The following is a 20,032-nucleotide window of genomic DNA, read 5'->3' as shown; positions in this document are numbered from 1 at the left end:
GTCTTACTCATTCCTTTATGATTGTTACTCTTTAATCGTAGTCGTAACGAGTATGAGTTGTCAAGGAAATTTAGCGGATTTAGTTAAACAACAGTTGACGGGTACCCGTCAACTGTCAAGCAACCCTTAATTCTTGATTTTGATGGCTGTGCCAGTCGCGGTAATCAGTAGCAGCACCCCCTTTTCATCAACGTTAATTGTGCCAGTATCCATAGCAATGCCAATCACAGCATCTGCTCCTAGTTCTGAGGCACGTTGCTTCAATTCTTTGAGGGCTTCTTGGTGTCCTTTTTCAAAGACTTTTTCATAACTGCCAGTACGTCCTCCGATTAAATCTCGAATACCAGCAAAGAAATCCCGCAGTGCATTGGTGCCGTAAACCACCTCAGCAGTGACAACGCCCAAATACTCTTCAACAATCGCACCTTGAATAACATCAGTAGTAGTTACAATCATCAGTCCTGCCTCAAAAAATGAATCAAATGCCACCAGAATAGCTAATTGCTATGGCTTAATCATGAAATTATCGAAATACAACTACTTATTAATGGCATGCTACACCATCCTGACGTGCTGCCCTTTGCACCGCAGCAGCAACCGCAGGAGCGACTCGCTCATCAAAGACAGAGGGAATGATATGTTCTCGATCTAAATCACTGGGATTAATCAGGGATGCGATCGCAAAAGCTGCTTCGAGACACATATTCACGGTAATGGTTGACGCCCGACAATCTATAGCGCCACGAAAAACCCCTGGAAAAGCCAGAACATTATTAATCTGATTGGGATAGTCACTACGACCTGTAGCCATTACTGCTACATCATCTACTACCAATTCTGGCTGAATTTCCGGGATAGGATTAGCCATAGCCATGACAATGGGCTTCTTGGCCATGGACCTGACCATGTCTGGGGTTAGAACCCCAGGTACACTCACCCCAATAAACACATCGGCATTACCAATGGCACCAGCGAGAGTACCCGAAGCATCCACAGCAAATTCTTGCTTTTGCTCAGTCAAGTTAGGGCGTTTAGTAGAAATAATGCCTTGGGAGTCGCATATCCAAATTACACCTGCACCAGCTTTACGGAGTAACCGGGCAACTGCCATACCGGCAGCGCCAGCTCCATTAATAACAATTCTTACCTCTTCTAGGGATTTCTTGACTAGCTTCAGGGCATTGGTCAAGGCAGCAAGGGTGACAATAGCCGTACCGTTCTGGTCATCGTGAAAGACTGGAATATCTAACTCCTGCCGGAGTCTGGCTTCAATATCAAAGCAACGGGGAGCACTGATATCTTCTAAATTAATACCACCAAAAACCGGCGCGATAGTTTTAACGGTTTCCACGATCTGATCCGTATCTTGGGTAGCTAGGCAGATAGGAAAAGCATCAATACCAGCAAACTCTTTGAACAGCATTGCTTTACCTTCCATCACTGGCAAAGCGGCTTCTGGCCCTAAGTTACCCAACCCCAACACTGCACTGCCATCGGTGACCACAGCAACCATGTTGCTTTTAATGGTAAAGGAGTAGACCTGTTCTGGGTCAGATGCGATCGCTTTACAAATCCGACCTACACCAGGAGTGTAAGCCATAGCCAATTCAGATTGATGCTTGAGGGGGATTTTGCTGTTGACACTGATTTTGCCACCGCGATGGAGGTTGAAGGTGCGGTCATAGACATTTAGGATTTGGACATCGGGAACTTCTGACACCGCTTGTACAATCTGTTCAGCGTGTTCAGTGCTAGCTGCATCTACGGTAATCTCGCGAGTAGCAATTTTCCGAGTTTTCTCCACCACCATAATTTCTCCCAATTGACCGCCAACAGATGCGATCGCTTGAGTTACGCTGGCTAACATCCCGGCACGGTTGGGGTATGTTAAGCAAATAGTCAAACTGAAACTAGGATTTGGGGTCAGGTCTACCATGCTGTCTGATCTGGGATTATAGAAATATGTTGGCGCAAGCTCATTTCCTGCTATATCAATCTAGACTAAACTAGACTTTAGTTCATAGTTGATCGCAAGCATGGAATAGGAATTATTTGCCGGACCCAGGAGATCAAGAGGATTCTAGCCTCCAATCAACTGCCAGAACCGATCATCTTCTGAAATAGCCTCAAAATCCGGGTCATTACTCGCCTCTTCCCGATACCTTGGATTTAGCTCAATCGCCTGCTCTAGGTTTTCCACAGCTAAGGTGACTTGACCCTGGGAAGAATAAACGATTGCTTTGTTATAATAACCAGCAGCATACTCAGGTTGAATCTCCAAAGCCCGATTAATGCTTTCCAATGCCTGATCATTCTGTTCTAGCTTGACTAAGGTAGAACCTCTGTAATTCCAGGCTTTGTGGGAGTCGGGATTTAATTCAATAGCCTTGTCAAAAGAAGCAACAGCTTCTTGGTATCTTTCTAATACATCCAGAGCCATGCCTCGATTCAACCAGGCTACTGTATTATCTGGCTGAACTTGGACAGCTTGGTCGAAGGATTCAAACGCCTCTTCATGCTTTTGTAGCATTCCCAGTGCTACTCCTCGGTCAACCCAAGCTTGATGATAGTTTGGCTGAATTTCTAGGGCCTTGTCATAGGAAGCGATCGCATCTTCGTAGCGTCTCAACCGTCTTAGGGTCATGCCCCGGTTTAACCAGGCTTTGTAGTGGTCTTGCTTGAGTTTAACCACCTTATTAAAAGCAACCACTGCTCCTTCATACCGCCGGAGTTCCATCAAAGCCAGACCTCTTTGATACCAGCTATCTGGGTCATCTGGCTTAAGCTCAATTACTTTGTCATAGGACGCGATCGCATCTTGATACTGCTGTAATTCCCATAATGCCATACCTCGCTGATACCAAATATCAGGGTTATTCGGTTGAAGGTCAAGAGCTTGATCATAGGAAGCGATCGCATCTTGATACTGCCCTTGAGAGAATAGAGTATTGCCCTGATTCACATAGTCATCTGGATTCAAGAACAACTTAGGATGGTTCGATTTGAGGCGTTCTAATTGTTCCGTCAGAGTTTGAGTGTTTTGCAGCACTTCAGACAGAGCAGCTTCTGCAATGGATGTTGGGGAAATCTCTGCTAGTTGTTGTATAATTTTATCCTTCTCGGTTTGAGCATCAGATTCAACCTCAGACAGCTGAGCTGCCAAGGTTGTTTCCAATTTGTCCAGATTTTGAATGATTATATCTTTTCGCTTTTGAATGTCCGACTGTAAATCAGAAAGTTGAGTTTTAGCCTCTGTTTCTAATTTTTCCAGACTCTGAATGGTCTGAGCCTTCTGGGTTTGAATTCCTGACTGAGAGTCAGAAACCTGAGTTGTTAAATTAGCCTCTAGCTCTTTCAGATGCTGGAGAGTCTTATCGATTTGCACTTCAATCTTCGACTGGGATTTTGAAAGTTGTTCAGTAATGTCAGTTCCTAATTGCTCTAGCTTCTGAAGAGCTAAATCGATTTTATGTTGAGCTTTTTGTTCAGCCTCCACCTTAATGTCAGATAGCTGAGGAGTAAACTCTGTCTCTACCTGTTTTATATTTTCTAGTATTAAATCCCGTTGCTGTTGAGCCTTGGCTTCAAGTTCAGACAATTTTGAGGCAAACTCTGTCTCTGATTGGTTCAGTTTCTCCAATACTTTATCTTGATGCCCTTGGACATTGGCTTTGAGTAAAGATAGTTGAGGAGCAAAATCAGAGGTGAGTTTTTCTAGATTCTTGAGGTAACTGTTCCTTTCTTTATCAGCCTTTGCCTTAAGCTCAGACAGTTCAACAGCAAAATCAGACTCTGATTGATTTAGTTGCTGCAGGACTTTATCCTTATGTTCTTGTACATTACCCTGAAGTTCAGATAGTTGAGGAGCAAAGTCAGCACTTGATTTTTCTAGGGTTTGCAGGTAATCTTCGCTTTGTTTTTGAGCCTTGGCTTTCAAGTCAGACAGTTCGGAGCCAAACTCAGTCTCTGATTGGTTCAGTTTCTTCAGTATTATCTCTTTCTGGGCTTGTACATCCGCCTGGATTTTCGATAATTCTGGAGTAAATTCAGCCCCTAATTTTTCGAAATCTTTTAAAGTTAAGTCCTTTTGGTTTGCCGCAGTTTCTTTCAGGTCAGACAGTTCGGAGCCAAACTCTGTCTCTAATTGCTTCAGTTTCTTCAGTATTGTCTCTTTCTGGGCTTGCACATCCCCCTTGAGTTCAGATAATTGGGGGGCAAACTCAGCGCTTAAGTTTTCTAGATACTTCAGAAAACTATCCCGTTGCTTTTTAGCGTCTTGCTCGAGTTTAGACAGTCTTGAGGCAAAGTCAGTCTCTAATTGTTCTAGCTCTTGTTGAGTATCGGTTTTTTGCGTCTTGATTGTCGTTAATGCCTGTTGCTGGGACTGAGACAATTTGGATAGCAGCTTAGATAGATTTTCTCGTTTAACACTTAGGTCTTGTTTAAACTCTGCCGCCTGCTGATCTAGCTCCAAGGCAATGTCTTCAGTTTTTTCTAGGATACTTTGAACATTTTTATTGGCACTGACAATCCTATCTTCCAAGTCAGTCAGTTCATTGAGGTGAGCTCTCACGATTTGGGCAACCTCACGAATCACAGACCTTCTTAGCAGCCACAACGCTGCGATCGCAGCCACCAGTAGCAGTACCAGAGTGACCAACACAACCAGCAAAACATTAGACAGGAGCGTCACCCGCTGAAAGCTAAGATTCGCATCAGTTTGAACTTGCTTTTGACTTGAGCTCTGAGCGACTATCTGTTTTGGAGGGTCAGGTTCGATGGATTGGGCACTGCCAAGGCCAACAGGCAACAGGAAGAATGACAAAACAATAGTGCTTCGCCACACCAGTGCTAACATTTGTTGATTTTTACGCTTCATCAGAACGTCCTTTCTCTGTTGGTCATCTTGTACTGCCCATAGAGGCTCTATCTTACGTGCCAAGATCAACTCCCCTACTTAAATCCATTTCTTCTAGTTTGCCACCTCCATGACTGAAAGGGTGAATGCCCTTTGATCCCAGTTGGCCAATCAGTAGACCAATCAGTAGACCACAGTTAACACACTTTTGGTTACACCAACAGCTCCTTCTCAGCTTACCCCCTAATCAGCTATGGGGCTATCCAAGCTATAGCAAGTCTTCAAAGTAGCACTACAGATGCAGATGGCCAGAGGTCGGGATGACCAGATCGGGAGATGGCCAGATGAAATTGATGTGCAATTAATCCAGGAATTAACGAGAATCCCTACCTTCAGAAGGCAGGGATTCTCGTTAATTGGTATAATGTAGTATACTGTCAAGGAAACTTAGTACTAGTGCAGGGGAAACCGAAATAAGTGAAATGACCAGCTCCGACCTCTGTAGATGAAAGTGGTGACTTATTTCTGCGAGCCTGGACTAGGTGGAATCAGTAAAGTTTACGTTCTTCCCACAAGAAGCAGTAGTACGGTACACTGCCCAAGCCAGCATTAGTCAAAATTGATACCTTTATGACTGGGTTGGGTTCACAATTGTCTTCCTCAGATATCAAATCTAGGTTGGCCTGGTTAAAGAAGATGCCTGAAACCCGGCTTTTGATAGCTTGGAAATTATGGGCAATCCCAAGGAGCACAGATGACAGCTTTTGCCAGACTACAGCAAAGGTTGGTTTGATGGTTTCGTTAATTGTTGTTAGCATGTCAACACCCTTTATAGTATGGATTGAAAAAAAATTGTCTTAAAATGCACCCTTTTATACCCATGGCCTACTTGCACTGCTTCAACCTTTCCAAAAGAAGCAGTAGTACGGCACAGTGCCCAAGCCAGCATTAGTCAACATTGACACCTTTATGACTGGGTTGGGTTCACAATTGTCTTCCTCAGATATCAAATCTAGGTTGACCTCGTTAAAGAAGATTCCTGAAAACCGGGTTTTTATAGCTTGGAAATTATGGGCAATCCCAAGCAGCACAGATGATAGCGTTTGCCAGACTACGGCAAAGGTTGGTTTGATGGTTTCGTTAATTTTTGTTAACATGTCAACACCCTTTATAGTATGGATTGAAAAAAAATTGTTTTAAAATGCACCCTTTTATAGGCTTGTCAAGCTTTCACTTGTTCCACTGCTGTCTGTGGATCCTGTTTACCCGTGAGCTGTGCCATTGAAGACACCCTCATTAGCGATACCACAAGCCTGAAGACATCTAGCTAGTAGCTATTACGGGTGGTTTCACCCATAGTTATGGCTACCATGGTTTTTTACTTGAGCTGACAGCAAGAGAACTAGTGATTTCAGCTCATCTACATTTGATAGAGTTGGGAAAATCAAAAATGGTAGAATTTGTTCTATTTAATTACCCATTCTTGATTTATTTTATAATCTTTAGATTTTATTTATATTTCTCTGGAGCTATCATCCCCAATTCCTCCTATTTTATATTTCTTAAAAAACGTCAAGTTTATGGTTAGCCAAGGTTTTTCTATGGTTTGGGGCAAGTTAATCCCTAGGCCCTTGGCGTATCTTAAAGTTTTGTAATGTAATTTTTGATTTTGAATTACATGAGAATTTTTGGCTATTAACTCATCCTTCCTCCCAGGTCATCTGCGATTGTTGATCAAGAACTCGGCGACATCAATCACCAAACTTGGCATCTTTGCGGTGCGACCCGTGGCGAATTTAATTCTTAATGGGTCAAGGGCACCGGAGACGTTTTGAAGCTAGAAGCTACTTGCAACTTGCTCCTAAATGCGACGAGATTCAAGTCATCTCCATGGGGGAAAACCTTGAGGTGTTTGGTTAGGTGTAATGTAAATTTATTAACACATAACCCTCTTAACACCTAACACCGGGACACTAATTTACTCCTTCTACCTTGGCGATATCCAGAAGTGTCTTGAGTACCGAGTCAGGGTTCAAGCTGATGGAATCAATTCCCAACTCCACTAAGAAGCAGGCAAATTCCGGATAGTCACTTGGTGCTTGACCACAAATACCAATCTTGCGGCCATTTTTCTTGGCTTTTTCTATCACCATCCGCACCATTTGTTTAACTGCTTCGTTACGTTCATCAAAGATATGGGCAACTAAAGCAGAGTCACGGTCTAATCCTAAGGTTAATTGAGTGAGGTCATTAGAACCGATGGAGAAGCCGTCAAAGATTTGGCTATACTCGTCGGCTAGGATGACGTTACTTGGGATTTCACACATCACATAGACTTCTAACCCATTCTCCCCCCGCTTCAAGCCATGTTTTTCCATTTCCGCCAGCACCCGGCGACCTTCATCAGGAGTGCGACAGAAGGGAATCATGGGGATAACGTTTGTGAGTCCCATCTCATCCCGTACCCGTTTGAGTGCCTTACATTCCAAACCATAGGCTTCCCGGTAGATTTCATCACAGTAACGAGACGCCCCTCGCCATCCTAGCATCGGGTTCTCTTCTTTGGGTTCAAACTGTTTACCCCCTAAGAGATTGGCGTATTCGTTACTCTTGAAATCTGACATCCTGACGATAACTGGTTTGGGATAGAAAGCAGCAGCGATGATGCTAATCCCGTTGGCTAGTTTATCCACAAAGAAGTCAGGTTTATGGTCATACAATGCTGTCAGCTGAGCAATTTCTTCCTTGACCGATGGATCTTCGAGTTTATCGAAGTGAATCAACGCCATCGGGTGTGCCTTAATGTGATTGGCAATGATGAACTCAAACCGGGCTAACCCCACCCCATCGCAGGGAAGAAAAGACAGACTAAAGGCTTTCTCTGGGTTACCCACATTCATCATGATTTTGGTGCGGGTGCGCGGTAGGTTGTCAAGGGGTGTTTCTTGCACCTCAAAGGGCACTAACCCTTGATAAACCTTGCCTTCATCTCCTTCTGCACAGGAAACCGTCACTGGTTGGCCTGTCTTCAACTGGTTAGTGGCATTGCCACAACCCACAATCGCGGGGATACCCATCTCACGGGCAATGATGGCAGCGTGACAAGTGCGGCCTCCTTGGTTAGTGACGATAGCACTCGCTCTCTTCATGATAGGTTCCCAATCCGGATCTGTCTTGTCCGTGACCAATACCTCTTTGGCTTGGAAACGGTCAATCTTGTTGACATCCAGAATTACCCTTGCTTTGCCTTGACCAATCATTTCACCGACGGCGCGACCGGTGACTAGCACAGACGTTGCCTGCAATGTCTCTACATCGCCTTTGAGTTGATAATGACAAATAACATTGGCAGATTTCTGGGATTGTACAGTTTCCGGACGGGCTTGAACAATAAAGAGTTCACCGGTTTTCCCGTCTTTCGCCCACTCAATGTCCATGGGGGTGTAGCTACCCCGCACCTGGGAATAGTGCTCTTCAATGATGCTAGCCCACTTGGCTAGGGTGAAAATTTCCTCATCATTGATCGCGTATTTTCCCCGTTCTGATGGCGGCACTGATATATTTTTCGTCAGTTTTACGCCGTCATCATAGACCATTTTGACTTCTTTGCTACCTAGACGTTTGTCTAGGATAGGGCTATACCCCTCTTGGAGAGTCGGCTTGAACACCAGGTATTCATCAGGGTTGACTGCTCCTTGGACAACGTTTTCACCCAAACCGTAAGCTGCTGTTACTAAAGCGGCATTTTTAAATCCGGTTTCGGTGTCGATGGAGAACATCACACCAGACGACGCTAGGTCTGAGCGCACCATTTTCTGGACACCGACAGACAGAGCAACATCAAAATGGTCAAAGCCTTTAACAGTTCGATAGGAGATGGCGCGGTTGGTAAAAAGGGAGGCAAAGCATTTGTGACAGGCTTCTAAAACCCCTTTTACTCCGTGGACGTTGAGATAGGTTTCCTGTTGACCAGCAAAGCTAGCATCAGGTAAGTCCTCAGCGGTGGCACTGGAACGAACTGCTACATCTGTATTGTAATTTGACTGTAGGCAAGTGTCCCGATATTCTGGCTCAAACTGCTCACAGAATTCCTGGGGATCATTCCCATAGCGTTGGCATAGTTGTTGGTATGCCAACGCGATCGCATTGGCTAGTTCTTTTGGGAATGGGGTATTGAGAATTAAGCTTCTCGCTTGCATCCCCCGTTGTCGCAAGTTATTGACATCTTCCACATCCAGGTCAGAAAATGCCTGGCGCAGCTTGGCTTCTAACCCAGCTTTGTCTATAAAGTATCGATAGGCATAGGCTGTAGTAGCGAAGCCAGTCGGTACTCTCACTCCTACTGGTGTAAGTTGTCGGATCATTTCCCCCAAAGAGGCATTCTTTCCCCCCACTAGGGGGATATCGGCAATCCCAACTTCCTCAAACCAGAGGACGAAGGCTTTGTCTTTGGCAGATGGTTGGGCTTTTTCTGGAGCAGTGATGACCATATGATGCTTCTCCTAAGCTTGACTTCCAAGGGGAGTACAGATGGTTTTCTGCCTCAATGGGATTGTTCAATGGGATTGTGAAAAGTCCGATGAAGCACCTGAAGTTGTGGCAGTTGCTGAACTAGCATTAACTCAAGGCTTAGCCTGTTCGGCAGACAACGTCACCTTATGACAACGTCACCTTATGACAACGTCCACGAATATGCCATTGTCTTAACTCTAGCCTAGCAATTCGTTTCTCCCCTTCATTGAGCTATCAACTCTATCGGGGCTGATACTACTAGTTTAGAAAATTTTCCTCAAAGGAGGTCATCTTTCTTTACTTTATTTTATATACAACACAGATGTTGTTTAACTAGAAATCAGAAATGATTAAGTATAAGTCAGAAATGATTTAAATTTTTTATAGATATAAACAAGGGGATGAGTTTTAGTTAATTTCCAGGCTTTGGCTTATCTCACCAGATTTTTGTAGTTTATTTTACATAAATTTCCTGGCATTTGTAGTTTATTTTACATAAATTTCCTGGCATTTGCTATATGGTAAAAAACCTGAGGAAAATAGTAATAAATTTCTCAATACCATTATTTTTCGTCTCTGGTGCAACAGGCACGGAAATACCTGACCGCTAAAAATTACCCCCTTACCCCCTTAGCCCTTCATCTGTTGCATTTCAGCTACAATCTCCTGTACTGGATTGGCGGTTGAGCAATGGATAGGGCAGACTTCTGGGCACTGCTGGATGGCATTCAAGAAGTTGAATGGGTATGCTTCTTTGAGTACAATCACGAAGCTATGTCCAGATGCGCTCCCACAGCGTGAGCAAAGCTGAATCCCTTGAGGATTCTGAGTTGGATTAGATTTAAGCGTTGGATCATTTCCTGTAGCTCGGATCAATTATGATCCAGATGCTTCACAGAAGACGATGCCGGATTTTAGCTGGGTCGAAGTTCCGATCATGACCTGATATAAGTCAACGACCGTTTTAATAAAGTGGGCGTTACCAATAATAATGATGTTACTCCCCCTGACGAAATTTCCATCCTAAGCACTTTGAGTTCGATTGTCACCGACCTCTGAGCCTCAGTGAAATAGTAAAAACACTAAATTTAAACAGTAAAAACACTAAACTAAACCTAAAATCTATATACTATCTCCAGCCGAAGTAAAATGACTGCCAAAATGCCAAATATCTACCGGCATCATAGATACTTCTTCTGATGGCAGGTGGTAACCTGTAGATCTAATTATCACCTCAGCATTGACAAAAATGCCTAAGTATGAATATAGCAAAGGGAACAGGGAACAGCGGATCACCGGAACAGGGAATATGGGATCAAAATTTTCACAATTCCTACAGGGATTGCTATACAAGCAAACTAACATCAACAAGCCACGGTTGTTGAGAAATTACCGAAGAAATACCTCCCACAACTTACACAAAACTGGACTCCAAAACCTATAATATCAAGTTAGGTTGAATACCCATAATTAGAGGGAGGGTGGGACCCACCCCTAACCCCTCCCAGGAGGGGAAGTGTGGGGAGGGTGGGACCCACCCCTAACCCCTCCCAGGAGGGGAAGTGTGGGGAGATGGGGAGATGGCCAGATGGCCAGATGGGGGAGATTTTTATTAAGGGTAATTATCCCGACATGATATAAGTAGTAGGGTGCGTTAATAACGCACCCTACAAGTAGAGTTGTTGCGGAATTCCTGTTCTCAAAAACAGACTAGACTTCTGGTGGAAGTAAGAAGGATTAGTGAAATGATTAGTGATGACTCTGTCTATTCTATCCTTCTATGTAATAAATGCATAATCCCTCAAGCCTTAGAATGTCAAGGGTATCTATCTCTACTTTGTATCTCTAGTTACTGGAGTGCCTGTAGTGGTTAACTCAAGGCTTGGGGTTGCTACCCCTTGAACTACCAACACTGAGCAAGGAGCATGGTGAACAACATAGTTACTGACACTCCCGAGTACTATTTCTTTTAAACCCCCAAGCCCTCGACGACCTAGAACAATTAAATCCGCACTCCACTTTTGGGCGAGATCACAAATTCCTACACTCGGATCTGCCAATTCACAAGATACTTCGGCAGCGATACCATGATCATTGGCCTGTTGAGCATAACTCCTAAGCCACTCTTTGTTTTCCTCAACGTGTTTTTGCAGATTTTCTTGCTGAACCTTTCGGATACTACCATACACGTCTACATCGGCTATGGTGCCAAGACCTACGTAAGGAGTCATCATTTCCTGAGGTTCCCAGTTAAGGCAGTGTACTAGCATCAGAGTACTCTGTTCTTTTGCGGCTAGGTCTAAGGCCTGTTCAAACACTGCTTCTGCTTGGGATGAGCGGTCGATTGCTACCAGAATCTTTTTGTAAGCCATAATTAGTTTTTCCTCGTCTCTTCAAATTATTCAAATGGGGGCTCGAAGACATGGAATTTAAGTACTTGCAGAAAATAAATTAAGGGTTTCCTTTGTCTAGTAAAGATAGGGAAGATGGGTAAGATACTGAGGTTCGCGCTTGAGCTATAATCCCTGACATTGAAGACGTTGAGTGAATAGTTGATTGTAGTCAGTGCTGTAGTCAGTGCTGTAGTCAGATGCTACTCAATGTGATAGGGTTCTATAATTTAATTCTAGAAAAACTACTGACAGATATTAAGTACTGTTAACTATTTGTAACACTTATCGGCCTAGTCAAAAAAAATAGCAATGGGATGATAATTAGTAGGGTGAATGATTAAGAAAGCCTAAAAGTCCAGAAACGTACAGTTATTGACCCATTTCTGTTACCGTAGGCAATAATAAGGGGAAAACCAGGAAATGAAGGGACTCGACTGAGGTGAATCAGCCACTAACTCTACCACTCCGTCCTTATTAATAATCCATCGATTAGCTTCAACAATTCTAGACCGACGTGAGTTAGCTGCATTAGAAGCACTAGAAGCTAAGATAGGATTTTTCCGGCGGCGAGTTCTGTGGCGAGGTAATGGACGTAAATCCATCCACAGGGTTTCACCCAAAAGAGGTTTAGTGGGGTCTGTGGGTAAGCCACCCCGCCCAAATTGGGTAAATTGATTCCCCTCATCGGTACCGCAACCAGTGGCAACTAGGAGTTTGGGATTCACAAAATTTTCTGGTAGCTCGAATAATCCCGCGCTAGGGTCGAAGTATGGTGCATTAATTTCGACGGTACCGCTAAAGGAAGCTCCCAGTTGGGAAGAGGCGGTAATATCACTTTCTGCAGTTTTTTCTTCCCGAAATTCAGTACCAAAAATGATAATCACTTGTCCTCCAAAGCTATCTTCAGCATTGGCAGTGATATCGCTATTGTCTAGGGCAACTAGCAAGTCAGTATCGATAGTAATGTTACTGCCAGTGACAGAACCTGTAGCATTAGTAGTGATGTTACTGCGATCGCGCATCAAGATTAGCTGAGAATCCAGAATAATATTGCCCTTATCGCCAGCACTGACTTCAGCAGAAAGGGTAGCGCTTTTGTCTAATACAATCGACTCAGCAGTAATGTCGAGATTACCAGCCTGGGCTAACTCCCCTGAACCACGAGCACTGACCGAGATTTCGGCACCATCGCGAACGGTCAAGTTGTTGCTGGTAATGGTCACCGAACCCGCAGCCCAATTGGATTAGACTTCGCGGCAGTTGTCGGGAACAGGGAACAGCGGATCACCGGAACAGTGGACAAAAATTGACGCAAACACTATCAGAATAATACTTTTGCAAGAGGTCTATTGACCATTGCAAAGCGTGAAATGGGGTCTGTTGGTAGGCTTTGTCTGAGGGGATTGGTGCTGTAGTGGCAGCTAGATAAGGCATTAGCTTTGTGGGCTTGGGGGAAGCTTACGCATTTCATAGATAGGTCTGGCCGATTAATCTCAGTCTTAGAGTTCCCCCCACTGTTGGTCAGAGGAACATCTGTTTAGCACTGAGAGATTGCACCTTTAGCAAAGGGAACTTCGGATCACCGGAACAAGGAAAAAATCCTGTATACTTGATTAGGTTATCAACCGCTATATCAACAAAAATACAAGTATATTTAAAGCTAAAAACCTAACTAAAAATTATTAGTTATAATCAGAATTATTTGACTAGTATTACTACTCTTATTAAGGAGTTGGTTACTCTGGCAAAATCTCATATGATCTCCGGATAATTACCCTTTATAACAATCTGCCCCATCTCCTCATCTCCCCATCTCCCCACACTCCCGTCTCTCCCCACCCTCCCCACATTCTTACTCCGATTCCCGATTCCCGATTACCTGTTCCCTTTGCTATAACTAATTATTGATCTTCAAGCAAGCATGGAAGCCTTGACTGAGATGGAAGGAAATCAAGACCAGCAACATCCTCAGGAAAAACGCGATCGCGAAATAGTTAACCGTCTTTTACAACAACAACCCAATGAATACAACTTGGCCGAATTAGCCCGACTGCGGATTCGTTATGATAACTTCCCCGGTGCTAGAGCCATTCAAAGGGACTTGGATTTACTACTCCAGCGATGGCAACTGACAGAACCACAGCTTTTTGAGAAAACCCTTCAGATTCATCAAGCCGGTCTTGCGTATAGACGAGACAACAGTTCTGGAAGCCAGGATGACTGGACGTGACTCTCTTTGCTGAAGTCGGGAACAGGGAATAGGGAACAGGGAATAGGGAGTAGGGAGTAGGGAGTAGGGAGTAGGGAGTGGGAAAAAATCATGTTGGTTTTTCAGTACCTTTTATGATAAATTTCCAGTTAAAAAACTCAGAAAGCTTACTGTAAAAGCGATGCAGTCGGCCAAAGGGGGTTTCCCCCACTCGCGCTTTGCATCAAGACAGAAAAATTAGGCTCTTCAACTAACAAAATTTACTGAATACGGCCTCTTACCACTGTTCCCTGCTCCCAGCTCCGAACGCGCCCCGCGTGGCCCACGGCCTCAGTCCCTGCTCCCTTTACTAGATTAATTTCATTTAACCGATTTCCTAGGGGCTGGGGGTAAAAGCTTAAACATCTGTTTTTCTTGATTCGGTTTAACGTTCTGATCAGCGGGAGCTATTGGATCGATCTTAGGTAGATCGATCTTAGAGGGAGACTTAGGGATGGGAACGGTTTTAGCCAGCTCATTAGACGAAGCTGTGTCTATAGCAGTATTCAGAGCTTCCAGTTGTTGAGATATCAAAGCCTGCTGTTGCAGCTGCTCGGTAGAAGACACTAAGCCGCTGAGTCCATTAACTAAATCCTTGACATTGCGGCGAAACGCTGGATCCCCAGTCAGATCATCTAGGTCAGCGGTAATCTTTTGAGCATTTTCAAAGGTAACTCGTGCTGAGTCTAGGGTTTGTTGCAATACTAGTAAATTAGTGGGACTGTTGAGAGTATTGGAAACATTACGTAAGTTAGCAGAAGCTTGGGCAGCATTAGCTGATAGGTTTTCTAAGTTCCGCAGCATTTGTGACACATCCGTTTGATAAACCGCTGAGTTAACCCGATTCGCGGTAACGGTTAAGTTGCTGGTCAGTACACGCAGATCTTGACTGGCTTGAGAGATGCTATCCAAGGTGGTGACCAAATTTCCCCGATTGCTTACCAATAGTTGATTGGCAGAGGTAATCAGTTGATTGAGTTCCCTTGCCGTTTGGCTGTATTGCTGGGAGGTACTAGAAATGCTACTGGTTGCCAACCCGATTAGACTAGATGTTTGATTGGCCGCACTGGTCACAGCATTCGTTGCGTTGGACAAGCCTGCTACCTCTTGCCGCACGATGCGGGACAACTGGGTCATCTCTTTGCTAAGTTCTGAGACGTCTCTGGCGGCATTGGAGGCATTTTCCGCAAGACTATTGATTTTGTCAAAAAACGCTGGATCAGCATAGAGTTCAGCAATGCGATTTCCGTTCCGTAGGAGGTCAGCAAAGGTGGAACCCACATCACCATTAATCTGATCTTCTTCACAAATAACTAGGGAAGAATTGCATTGTGCTCCGAAGGGTGTAAGACTTTGAGCAGTTGCAGGTAATTGTCCTAGAGGCATGATATCAACATTGGTAGCACCAATTAAACCCGATTGATTAGCTTCAACCTGGACTTTGCGGGGGATTAACAATCCAGGGTCATCAATTTCAACGGTGACATTGACCCCATTAGTACCGGGTTCAATCTTAGTGATTCTCCCAACTTGGACACCGCGATAGCTGACCGATGCCCCCACTTGCATCCCAGCAGCGTTCCCAAAATTGACAATGAATTTATAGCTCTTTCGACCTAAGCTAATCCCACTAATCCATACAACAAGTCCACCGAAAACAGCAAGTCCTGCTACTATTAATAAGCCAACGGAGCCTTCTCGAATCGTCCGCGATCGCATAGTTTAACCTTTTTTAGCCTTTCCCCTCACATTTACCATCATGCCTCACCAACCACTGACATCCAAACTGGAACCGACTTGAGCAAGTTTCGAGTAGTCCATTGGGTCAGATAGATGAGGTAAAATCCCCAAAACCTTAACATTGGTTAGAGTCTCGATTAAGCTAATCGGAGCCAACTGATTAATTTCTTCGGAGGTACGAGGTTGGACGCAATTGAGGACAATGCCTTTGATGTCAACTCGTGATGAGCGTGCCAGGGCAACATTAGCAACCACTTGTGCGATCGCTCCTAATTCTATCGGCGCAACCAATACACAAGGCAATCGCCAATCCCTTGCCAAATCTGCCACAATCAGTTCATGAGTCACCGGTGAACCTAGTCCTCCCAAAGCTTCCACCAACACCACATCCCGCTGACTGCGCAGACTAACGAAGCCTTGCCAGACCTTTTCGAGGTCAACCTGTCGTCCTTCTAGATCTGCGGCAACTGGTGGTGCTGCAGGGGTTTTAAACTCCACGGGTGTGATCTCCTCCAGGGTTTGAGCCAAGTCAAATAGTTGGTGGTAAATTTCGCGATCGCCAATTCCCGTTTGAATCGGTTTGAATATCCCCAGACTCTCTTGAGGACGGTAAGTCTGCCAATAAGCAGCGATCACACAAGTCAAAACCGTTTTGCCGATGCCTGTATTGGTGCCAGTAATTAGTAATACGTTCAAGATTGACTCACTCTCAGTCCGTAAGGCTAATATCTACAGCAAAGTTTCTTTCCTGTTGAGCAATTACATCTACTATATACTCACCAGAACTAGGCAGCTGACCTTGCCACTTTTGCACCCCTGAAGCCTTTTCCACTAACTTGCCATTGGGATAGCGGATAGTTAAAGCCACATCACTTTCAATCACCTCTAGCTTCAATTGCTGACCCTGTTTAGCCTTCACCAAGTAGCGCTGAATCTTTTGGGGGCTAGTGCGACCCAGTAGCCGCAAAGGCTTGTTTTTCTCCAACAAATTGACCAGTTTTATCTTATACTCAGCAGTCGGTTTGGATTTTGGTTTCGGCTTCGGTGCTTCTGTTAACCTTAATCGTAGCTGATAATCGCTATCCGGTAGACCCTTAACTGGACTCAGTTGAATCGTGTAGTTGCCAGTGAAAAGAAATTTACCTTCCCATTGCCGCACCCGCTTAGCTCGATTGTCCACTGGTTTTCCGTCCGGGCCAAGCACTGTCATCAAGACCCCTTCGTCACTGAGATCTGCCTTCAGGGTTTGGTCTTGTTTACCCTGGATAATGTAGTTAATAGTGTGATTAGCCTTTAAATTGCTGGATTTAGAAAGGGTTTTACCTGCAGAAAGCTCTAGAAGCTGACTGTAGATTTGAGGCTTACTCGGGGTGGGACTAGGGCTAGGGCTAGGGCTAGGACTAGGACTAGGACTCACTGACACCTTAGGACTAGGGGATTTCCCAGTGTCCTGCTGATTAACATTGCTCACCCATACCCAAGAGCCTATTCCTGCCAGCGCTGCTAGTCCTGTAGCTATCCCAAGCAACGGCCAAGGACTATTCCAGATAGAGTTACCCGTGGCTTGAGACATCACCGGGTAACTCGGTTCTGCAGCTCTGGCCTCCCTGGGTGTCCCACCTTCAGCTGATGCCACCGTTGTGCCGGGTATTGGCTTGGGCTTTGGCAGTTGGGGAGTTAACCCAGAAGCTTGAAAGGCATACAAGACTTCCCTAGCGGATTGGTAGCGATCGCTTGGTTGATAACTAAGCATCCGATTTAATATCTCAGCTAACTCATCGCTAACCCTAGCCCAGGGACGCCAGTTCCAAGTCAGATTAGTATTATCCACCAGTTCTCCTGGTTCTTTCCCAGTTAGTAGCACTATCGCAGTCACTGCTAGGGAATAGAGGTCACTACTCGGATACACCTGACCTGTCTGAATTTGCTCCCTGGGAGCGTAGCCGCTTTTGCCAATACTAGTTGTTGGTGTGGGAGTATCGGGCAATTGAAGACGAGTTGCCAGTTCCTGTACCACACCCAAATTAATCAAAACGGGTATACTGTCCGTCTCCCGCATGATAATGTTATCGGGTGTGATATCTCGGTGAATAATCCCTTGGCTGTGGATGTAGTCCAAAACTGGCAAAGATTGCTGCAATAGCTGACGCACTTCCGTTTCTGATAAGACTCCCAAGTTGGTCGGGCTAGCAGCTATTGGGGGTGATTGGACTTCCCCATCCAGATTAGAAGATAGAGGTTGGCTTTGATTCTGAAGGGCTTTGCGTTGTTCTAGTAGGTCACCATAGGTTTTTCCCTCTACGTAGTCTCGCACCAGAAACAGTCGTCCGTCCTCTTCAAAGGTAGCTCTGAACTGAGGAATTTGCGGGTGTTCAATTTTATACAGGATACCTGCTTCTTGTTGAAACAGTTGCCTTGACTTATCTAGATTATTAGTTTCTGTCTGAGGGGGAATAAATTCTTTGAGGACACAAGGTTCATTGAAACGCCCTTGATCCTCTACCAGGTAAGTCCGATTGAATTCCCCTTGGTCAAGGACACGGAGCAGATGGTAGCGATTTTGCAGAATAGTTCCAGAGGCAATCGGTGGTTCCATCGGTGGTAGATCAGTTGTTACGCACAATGAGGCAGGAGGAGTATTCTTGAAGTTTAGACTTATTTCGGTTGCTTTGGAACTTCACCGGTGGATTCCAACTGTTCTGTTGAGCCACAGAGTTGAGCCACAGATAAGTTGATCACCATATACATCAGGGCTTACCCAAAACTGGACTCAAAACACCCTTATGGTGTAGGATCCGGAACCAGACCCTACAAGTATAGTTATTGCGTAAATCCTGTAGGGAATAGGGAATAGGAAATCAGGAATAGGGAATAGGAAATAGGGAATAGGGAAAAAATACTGTGTACCTAATGAATATGAGAACCGCTATATATGTTGTTCGGGTTTCTTAGAACATCACTACCTGTTCATTGCTATCTTATTGTGGTGTTGAATTATCTCAAATAACTACCTTACTTGACTAGATGTACAGTTGTTCGAATTAAGTACAATAGTTAATTTTCAGATTTGAGTAAGAAACTTAAAAAACCTGCTTGAGTTATCAGGTTCCTGTGATGGCAATACACTATATATAGTGTCTTTATTCAACACCTCTGTTAGGTCAACGCTATAAAAATTAATAAAATATTAATCAAATTTAAATAAATAATTATAAAAATTATTATAAAAGGGATATTCCTAGAATGTTAAGATCGCGTTGAAATAAGCTTCGAGGGTTTGCTGTGAGCAGTTCAGTTACTTTAGAGCTTCAACCTATTCTGCCCCAGATAGCCGATAACAATCGTTTAAGACTATTTTCTGGTTCGGCAAATGTTTCCCTTTCTCAGGAAGTGGCACGCTATCTAGGACTCGACTTGGGACCGATGGTACGGAAACGATTTGCTGATGGGGAGCTCTATGTCCAAATTCAAGAATCCATCAGGGGGTGTGATGTTTACCTGATTCAACCGACTTGCTATCCGGTGAATGATTACCTGATGGAGTTACTGATTATGATCGATGCTTGCCGTCGAGCCTCAGCGCGGCAAGTTACTGCTGTGATTCCTTACTATGGTTATGCTCGAGCAGACCGTAAAACCGCTGGCCGTGAGTCCATTACAGCGAAACTGGTGGCTAACCTGATTACTGGAGCTGGTGCTAATCGGATTTTGGCAATGGATTTGCACTCCGCTCAAATTCAAGGTTATTTCGATATTCCCTGTGACCATGTCTACGGTTCACCAGTATTGCTACAATATCTGGCTTCTAAAGACCTAACCGATCTGGTAGTAGTTTCCCCCGACGTTGGTGGTGTGGCTAGAGCCAGAGCGTTTGCTAAAAAGCTATATGATGCTCCTCTTGCGATTATCGACAAGCGCAGGCAAGCTCACAATATCGCTCAAGTCATGAATGTGATTGGGGATGTCAAGGGTAAAACTGCGGTGTTAGTCGATGATATGATTGACACCGCTGGCACGATTTGTGAAGCTGCCAAAGTACTGCGTCAAGAGGGGGCTCGCCAAGTCTATGCTTGTGCAACCCATGCCGTGTTTTCCCCACCAGCTGTAGAGCGCCTCTCTAGTGGGGTGTTTGAAGAAGTAATTGTTACCAATACTATTCCACTACCGGACGCCAAACGGTTTCCACAGCTGACAGTGCTTTCAGTGGCTAACTTATTGGGTGAAACCATCTGGCGTATTCATGAAGACTCTTCTGTCAGCAGTATGTTTCGTTAAAAATCC

At 44.6% G+C, this 20,032-nt stretch carries 18 protein-coding genes and 1 pseudogene; 5 read left to right on the top strand and 14 right to left on the bottom strand.

What is annotated here, in order from left to right; all coding sequences use genetic code 11:
• Nucleotides 1–126: 126 nt before the first annotated feature.
• The 3 genes from F6K49_RS10155 to F6K49_RS10145 form a co-directional block, all read right to left on the bottom strand.
• Nucleotides 127–456 (bottom strand): YbjQ family protein, encoded by a 330-nt coding sequence (locus F6K49_RS10155; RefSeq protein ID WP_293017785.1) that lies wholly within the window; start codon nt 454–456, stop codon nt 127–129.
• 88 nt (nt 457–544) lie between these two features.
• Entirely contained in the window at nt 545–1,936 is a 1,392-nt protein-coding gene (locus tag F6K49_RS10150) for an NAD-dependent malic enzyme (RefSeq protein WP_293017787.1), read from the bottom strand.
• A 144-nt stretch (nt 1,937–2,080) separates the two neighbouring features.
• Nucleotides 2,081–4,948, bottom strand: a complete 2,868-nt coding sequence (locus tag F6K49_RS10145; RefSeq protein WP_293096279.1) for a tetratricopeptide repeat protein — start codon at nt 4,946–4,948, stop codon at nt 2,081–2,083.
• A 208-nt stretch (nt 4,949–5,156) separates the two neighbouring features.
• Between F6K49_RS10145 and F6K49_RS10140 the strand changes: the two genes are divergently transcribed.
• A complete protein-coding gene (locus F6K49_RS10140) occupies nt 5,157–5,288 on the top strand; it encodes a hypothetical protein (protein WP_269087095.1) in 132 nt (43 codons plus the stop codon).
• A gap of 118 nt (nt 5,289–5,406) precedes the next feature.
• Here F6K49_RS10140 and F6K49_RS10135 read toward each other — a convergent pair whose 3' ends face one another.
• From F6K49_RS10135 to ppsA, 3 genes are all read right to left on the bottom strand, one after another.
• Entirely contained in the window at nt 5,407–5,676 is a 270-nt protein-coding gene (locus tag F6K49_RS10135; RefSeq protein WP_075904793.1) for a hypothetical protein, read from the bottom strand.
• Between the two features lie 81 nt (nt 5,677–5,757).
• On the bottom strand, nt 5,758–6,015 hold the full coding sequence (locus F6K49_RS10130; RefSeq protein ID WP_293017794.1) for a hypothetical protein: 258 nt from the start codon (nt 6,013–6,015) through the stop codon (nt 5,758–5,760).
• Between the two features lie 816 nt (nt 6,016–6,831).
• Nucleotides 6,832–9,348, bottom strand: a complete 2,517-nt coding sequence (gene ppsA / locus F6K49_RS10125) for a phosphoenolpyruvate synthase (RefSeq protein WP_293017796.1) — start codon at nt 9,346–9,348, stop codon at nt 6,832–6,834.
• A gap of 40 nt (nt 9,349–9,388) precedes the next feature.
• On the opposite strand from ppsA, the gene F6K49_RS10120 reads away from it, so the two are divergent.
• Entirely contained in the window at nt 9,389–9,520 is a 132-nt protein-coding gene (locus tag F6K49_RS10120) for a hypothetical protein (RefSeq protein WP_293017798.1), read from the top strand.
• Nucleotides 9,521–10,000: 480 nt separating this feature from the next.
• Here the strand turns inward: F6K49_RS10120 and F6K49_RS10115 are convergent.
• Nucleotides 10,001–10,309, bottom strand: a pseudogene (locus F6K49_RS10115) (adenosine-specific kinase).
• 183 nt (nt 10,310–10,492) lie between these two features.
• Nucleotides 10,493–10,735, bottom strand: coding sequence for a hypothetical protein (locus F6K49_RS10110; protein ID WP_293080913.1), 243 nt, complete (start codon nt 10,733–10,735; stop codon nt 10,493–10,495).
• 153 nt (nt 10,736–10,888) lie between these two features.
• Here F6K49_RS10110 and F6K49_RS10105 point away from each other — a divergent pair, with 153 nt between their 5' ends.
• On the top strand, nt 10,889–11,011 hold the full coding sequence (locus F6K49_RS10105; RefSeq protein WP_293017802.1) for a hypothetical protein: 123 nt from the start codon (nt 10,889–10,891) through the stop codon (nt 11,009–11,011).
• A 191-nt stretch (nt 11,012–11,202) separates the two neighbouring features.
• Here the strand turns inward: F6K49_RS10105 and F6K49_RS10100 are convergent, their stop codons facing one another.
• Both F6K49_RS10100 and F6K49_RS10095 read right to left on the bottom strand, forming a co-directional pair.
• Nucleotides 11,203–11,742 carry a universal stress protein gene (locus F6K49_RS10100; RefSeq protein ID WP_293017804.1) on the bottom strand — a complete coding sequence of 180 codons (540 nt, stop codon included), beginning with the start codon at nt 11,740–11,742 and terminating at the stop codon, nt 11,203–11,205.
• Nucleotides 11,743–12,149: 407 nt separating this feature from the next.
• Nucleotides 12,150–12,986: an S-layer family protein gene (locus F6K49_RS10095; RefSeq protein WP_293017806.1), complete on the bottom strand. Its 837-nt coding sequence runs from the start codon at nt 12,984–12,986 to the stop codon at nt 12,150–12,152.
• Between the two features lie 698 nt (nt 12,987–13,684).
• Between F6K49_RS10095 and F6K49_RS10090 the strand changes: the two genes are divergently transcribed.
• On the top strand, nt 13,685–13,993 hold the full coding sequence (locus F6K49_RS10090; RefSeq protein ID WP_293017808.1) for a DUF3288 family protein: 309 nt from the start codon (nt 13,685–13,687) through the stop codon (nt 13,991–13,993).
• On the opposite strand, the gene F6K49_RS10085 is transcribed toward F6K49_RS10090, so the two are convergent.
• From F6K49_RS10085 to F6K49_RS10070, 4 genes are all read right to left on the bottom strand, one after another.
• Nucleotides 13,933–14,085, bottom strand: a complete 153-nt coding sequence (locus F6K49_RS10085) for a hypothetical protein (RefSeq protein ID WP_293017810.1) — start codon at nt 14,083–14,085, stop codon at nt 13,933–13,935. The two genes, F6K49_RS10090 and F6K49_RS10085, sit on opposite strands and share 61 nt — an antisense overlap.
• Nucleotides 14,086–14,332: 247 nt before the next feature.
• Nucleotides 14,333–15,730 carry an MlaD family protein gene (locus F6K49_RS10080; protein ID WP_293017812.1) on the bottom strand — a complete coding sequence of 466 codons (1,398 nt, stop codon included), beginning with the start codon at nt 15,728–15,730 and terminating at the stop codon, nt 14,333–14,335.
• A gap of 45 nt (nt 15,731–15,775) precedes the next feature.
• On the bottom strand, nt 15,776–16,447 hold the full coding sequence (gene bioD, locus F6K49_RS10075; protein ID WP_293017814.1) for a dethiobiotin synthase: 672 nt from the start codon (nt 16,445–16,447) through the stop codon (nt 15,776–15,778).
• A gap of 13 nt (nt 16,448–16,460) precedes the next feature.
• The gene (locus F6K49_RS10070; RefSeq protein ID WP_293017815.1) at nt 16,461–18,347 is read right to left on the bottom strand and encodes a serine/threonine-protein kinase; all 1,887 of its coding nucleotides are present in this window, start codon (nt 18,345–18,347) and stop codon (nt 16,461–16,463) included.
• Between the two features lie 686 nt (nt 18,348–19,033).
• Here F6K49_RS10070 and F6K49_RS10065 point away from each other — a divergent pair.
• Nucleotides 19,034–20,026 (top strand): ribose-phosphate pyrophosphokinase, encoded by a 993-nt coding sequence (locus F6K49_RS10065; RefSeq protein WP_293017817.1) that lies wholly within the window; start codon nt 19,034–19,036, stop codon nt 20,024–20,026.
• Nucleotides 20,027–20,032: the final 6 nt, after the last annotated feature.

The sequence above is a fragment of the Moorena sp. SIO3I6 genome (assembly GCF_010672095.1).
Note: the sequence above shows the minus strand (reverse complement) of the source record. Positions and strands in the feature narration are given on the sequence as shown.

Coding starts and splice junctions, on each gene's coding strand:
- F6K49_RS10155 (WP_293017785.1), bottom strand. CDS start 456: ATGATTGTAACTACTACTGATGTTATTCAAGGTGCGATTGTTGAAGAG.
- F6K49_RS10150 (WP_293017787.1), bottom strand. CDS start 1,936: ATGGTAGACCTGACCCCAAATCCTAGTTTCAGTTTGACTATTTGCTTA.
- F6K49_RS10140 (WP_269087095.1), top strand. CDS start 5,157: ATGCAGATGGCCAGAGGTCGGGATGACCAGATCGGGAGATGGCCAGAT.
- F6K49_RS10135 (WP_075904793.1), bottom strand. CDS start 5,676: ATGCTAACAACAATTAACGAAACCATCAAACCAACCTTTGCTGTAGTC.
- F6K49_RS10130 (WP_293017794.1), bottom strand. CDS start 6,015: ATGTTAACAAAAATTAACGAAACCATCAAACCAACCTTTGCCGTAGTC.
- ppsA (WP_293017796.1), bottom strand. CDS start 9,348: ATGGTCATCACTGCTCCAGAAAAAGCCCAACCATCTGCCAAAGACAAA.
- F6K49_RS10120 (WP_293017798.1), top strand. CDS start 9,389: ATGGTTTTCTGCCTCAATGGGATTGTTCAATGGGATTGTGAAAAGTCC.
- F6K49_RS10110 (WP_293080913.1), bottom strand. CDS start 10,735: ATGTTAGTTTGCTTGTATAGCAATCCCTGTAGGAATTGTGAAAATTTT.
- F6K49_RS10100 (WP_293017804.1), bottom strand. CDS start 11,742: ATGGCTTACAAAAAGATTCTGGTAGCAATCGACCGCTCATCCCAAGCA.
- F6K49_RS10090 (WP_293017808.1), top strand. CDS start 13,685: ATGGAAGCCTTGACTGAGATGGAAGGAAATCAAGACCAGCAACATCCT.
- F6K49_RS10085 (WP_293017810.1), bottom strand. CDS start 14,085: ATGATTTTTTCCCACTCCCTACTCCCTACTCCCTACTCCCTACTCCCT.
- F6K49_RS10080 (WP_293017812.1), bottom strand. CDS start 15,730: ATGCGATCGCGGACGATTCGAGAAGGCTCCGTTGGCTTATTAATAGTA.
- F6K49_RS10070 (WP_293017815.1), bottom strand. CDS start 18,347: ATGGAACCACCGATTGCCTCTGGAACTATTCTGCAAAATCGCTACCAT.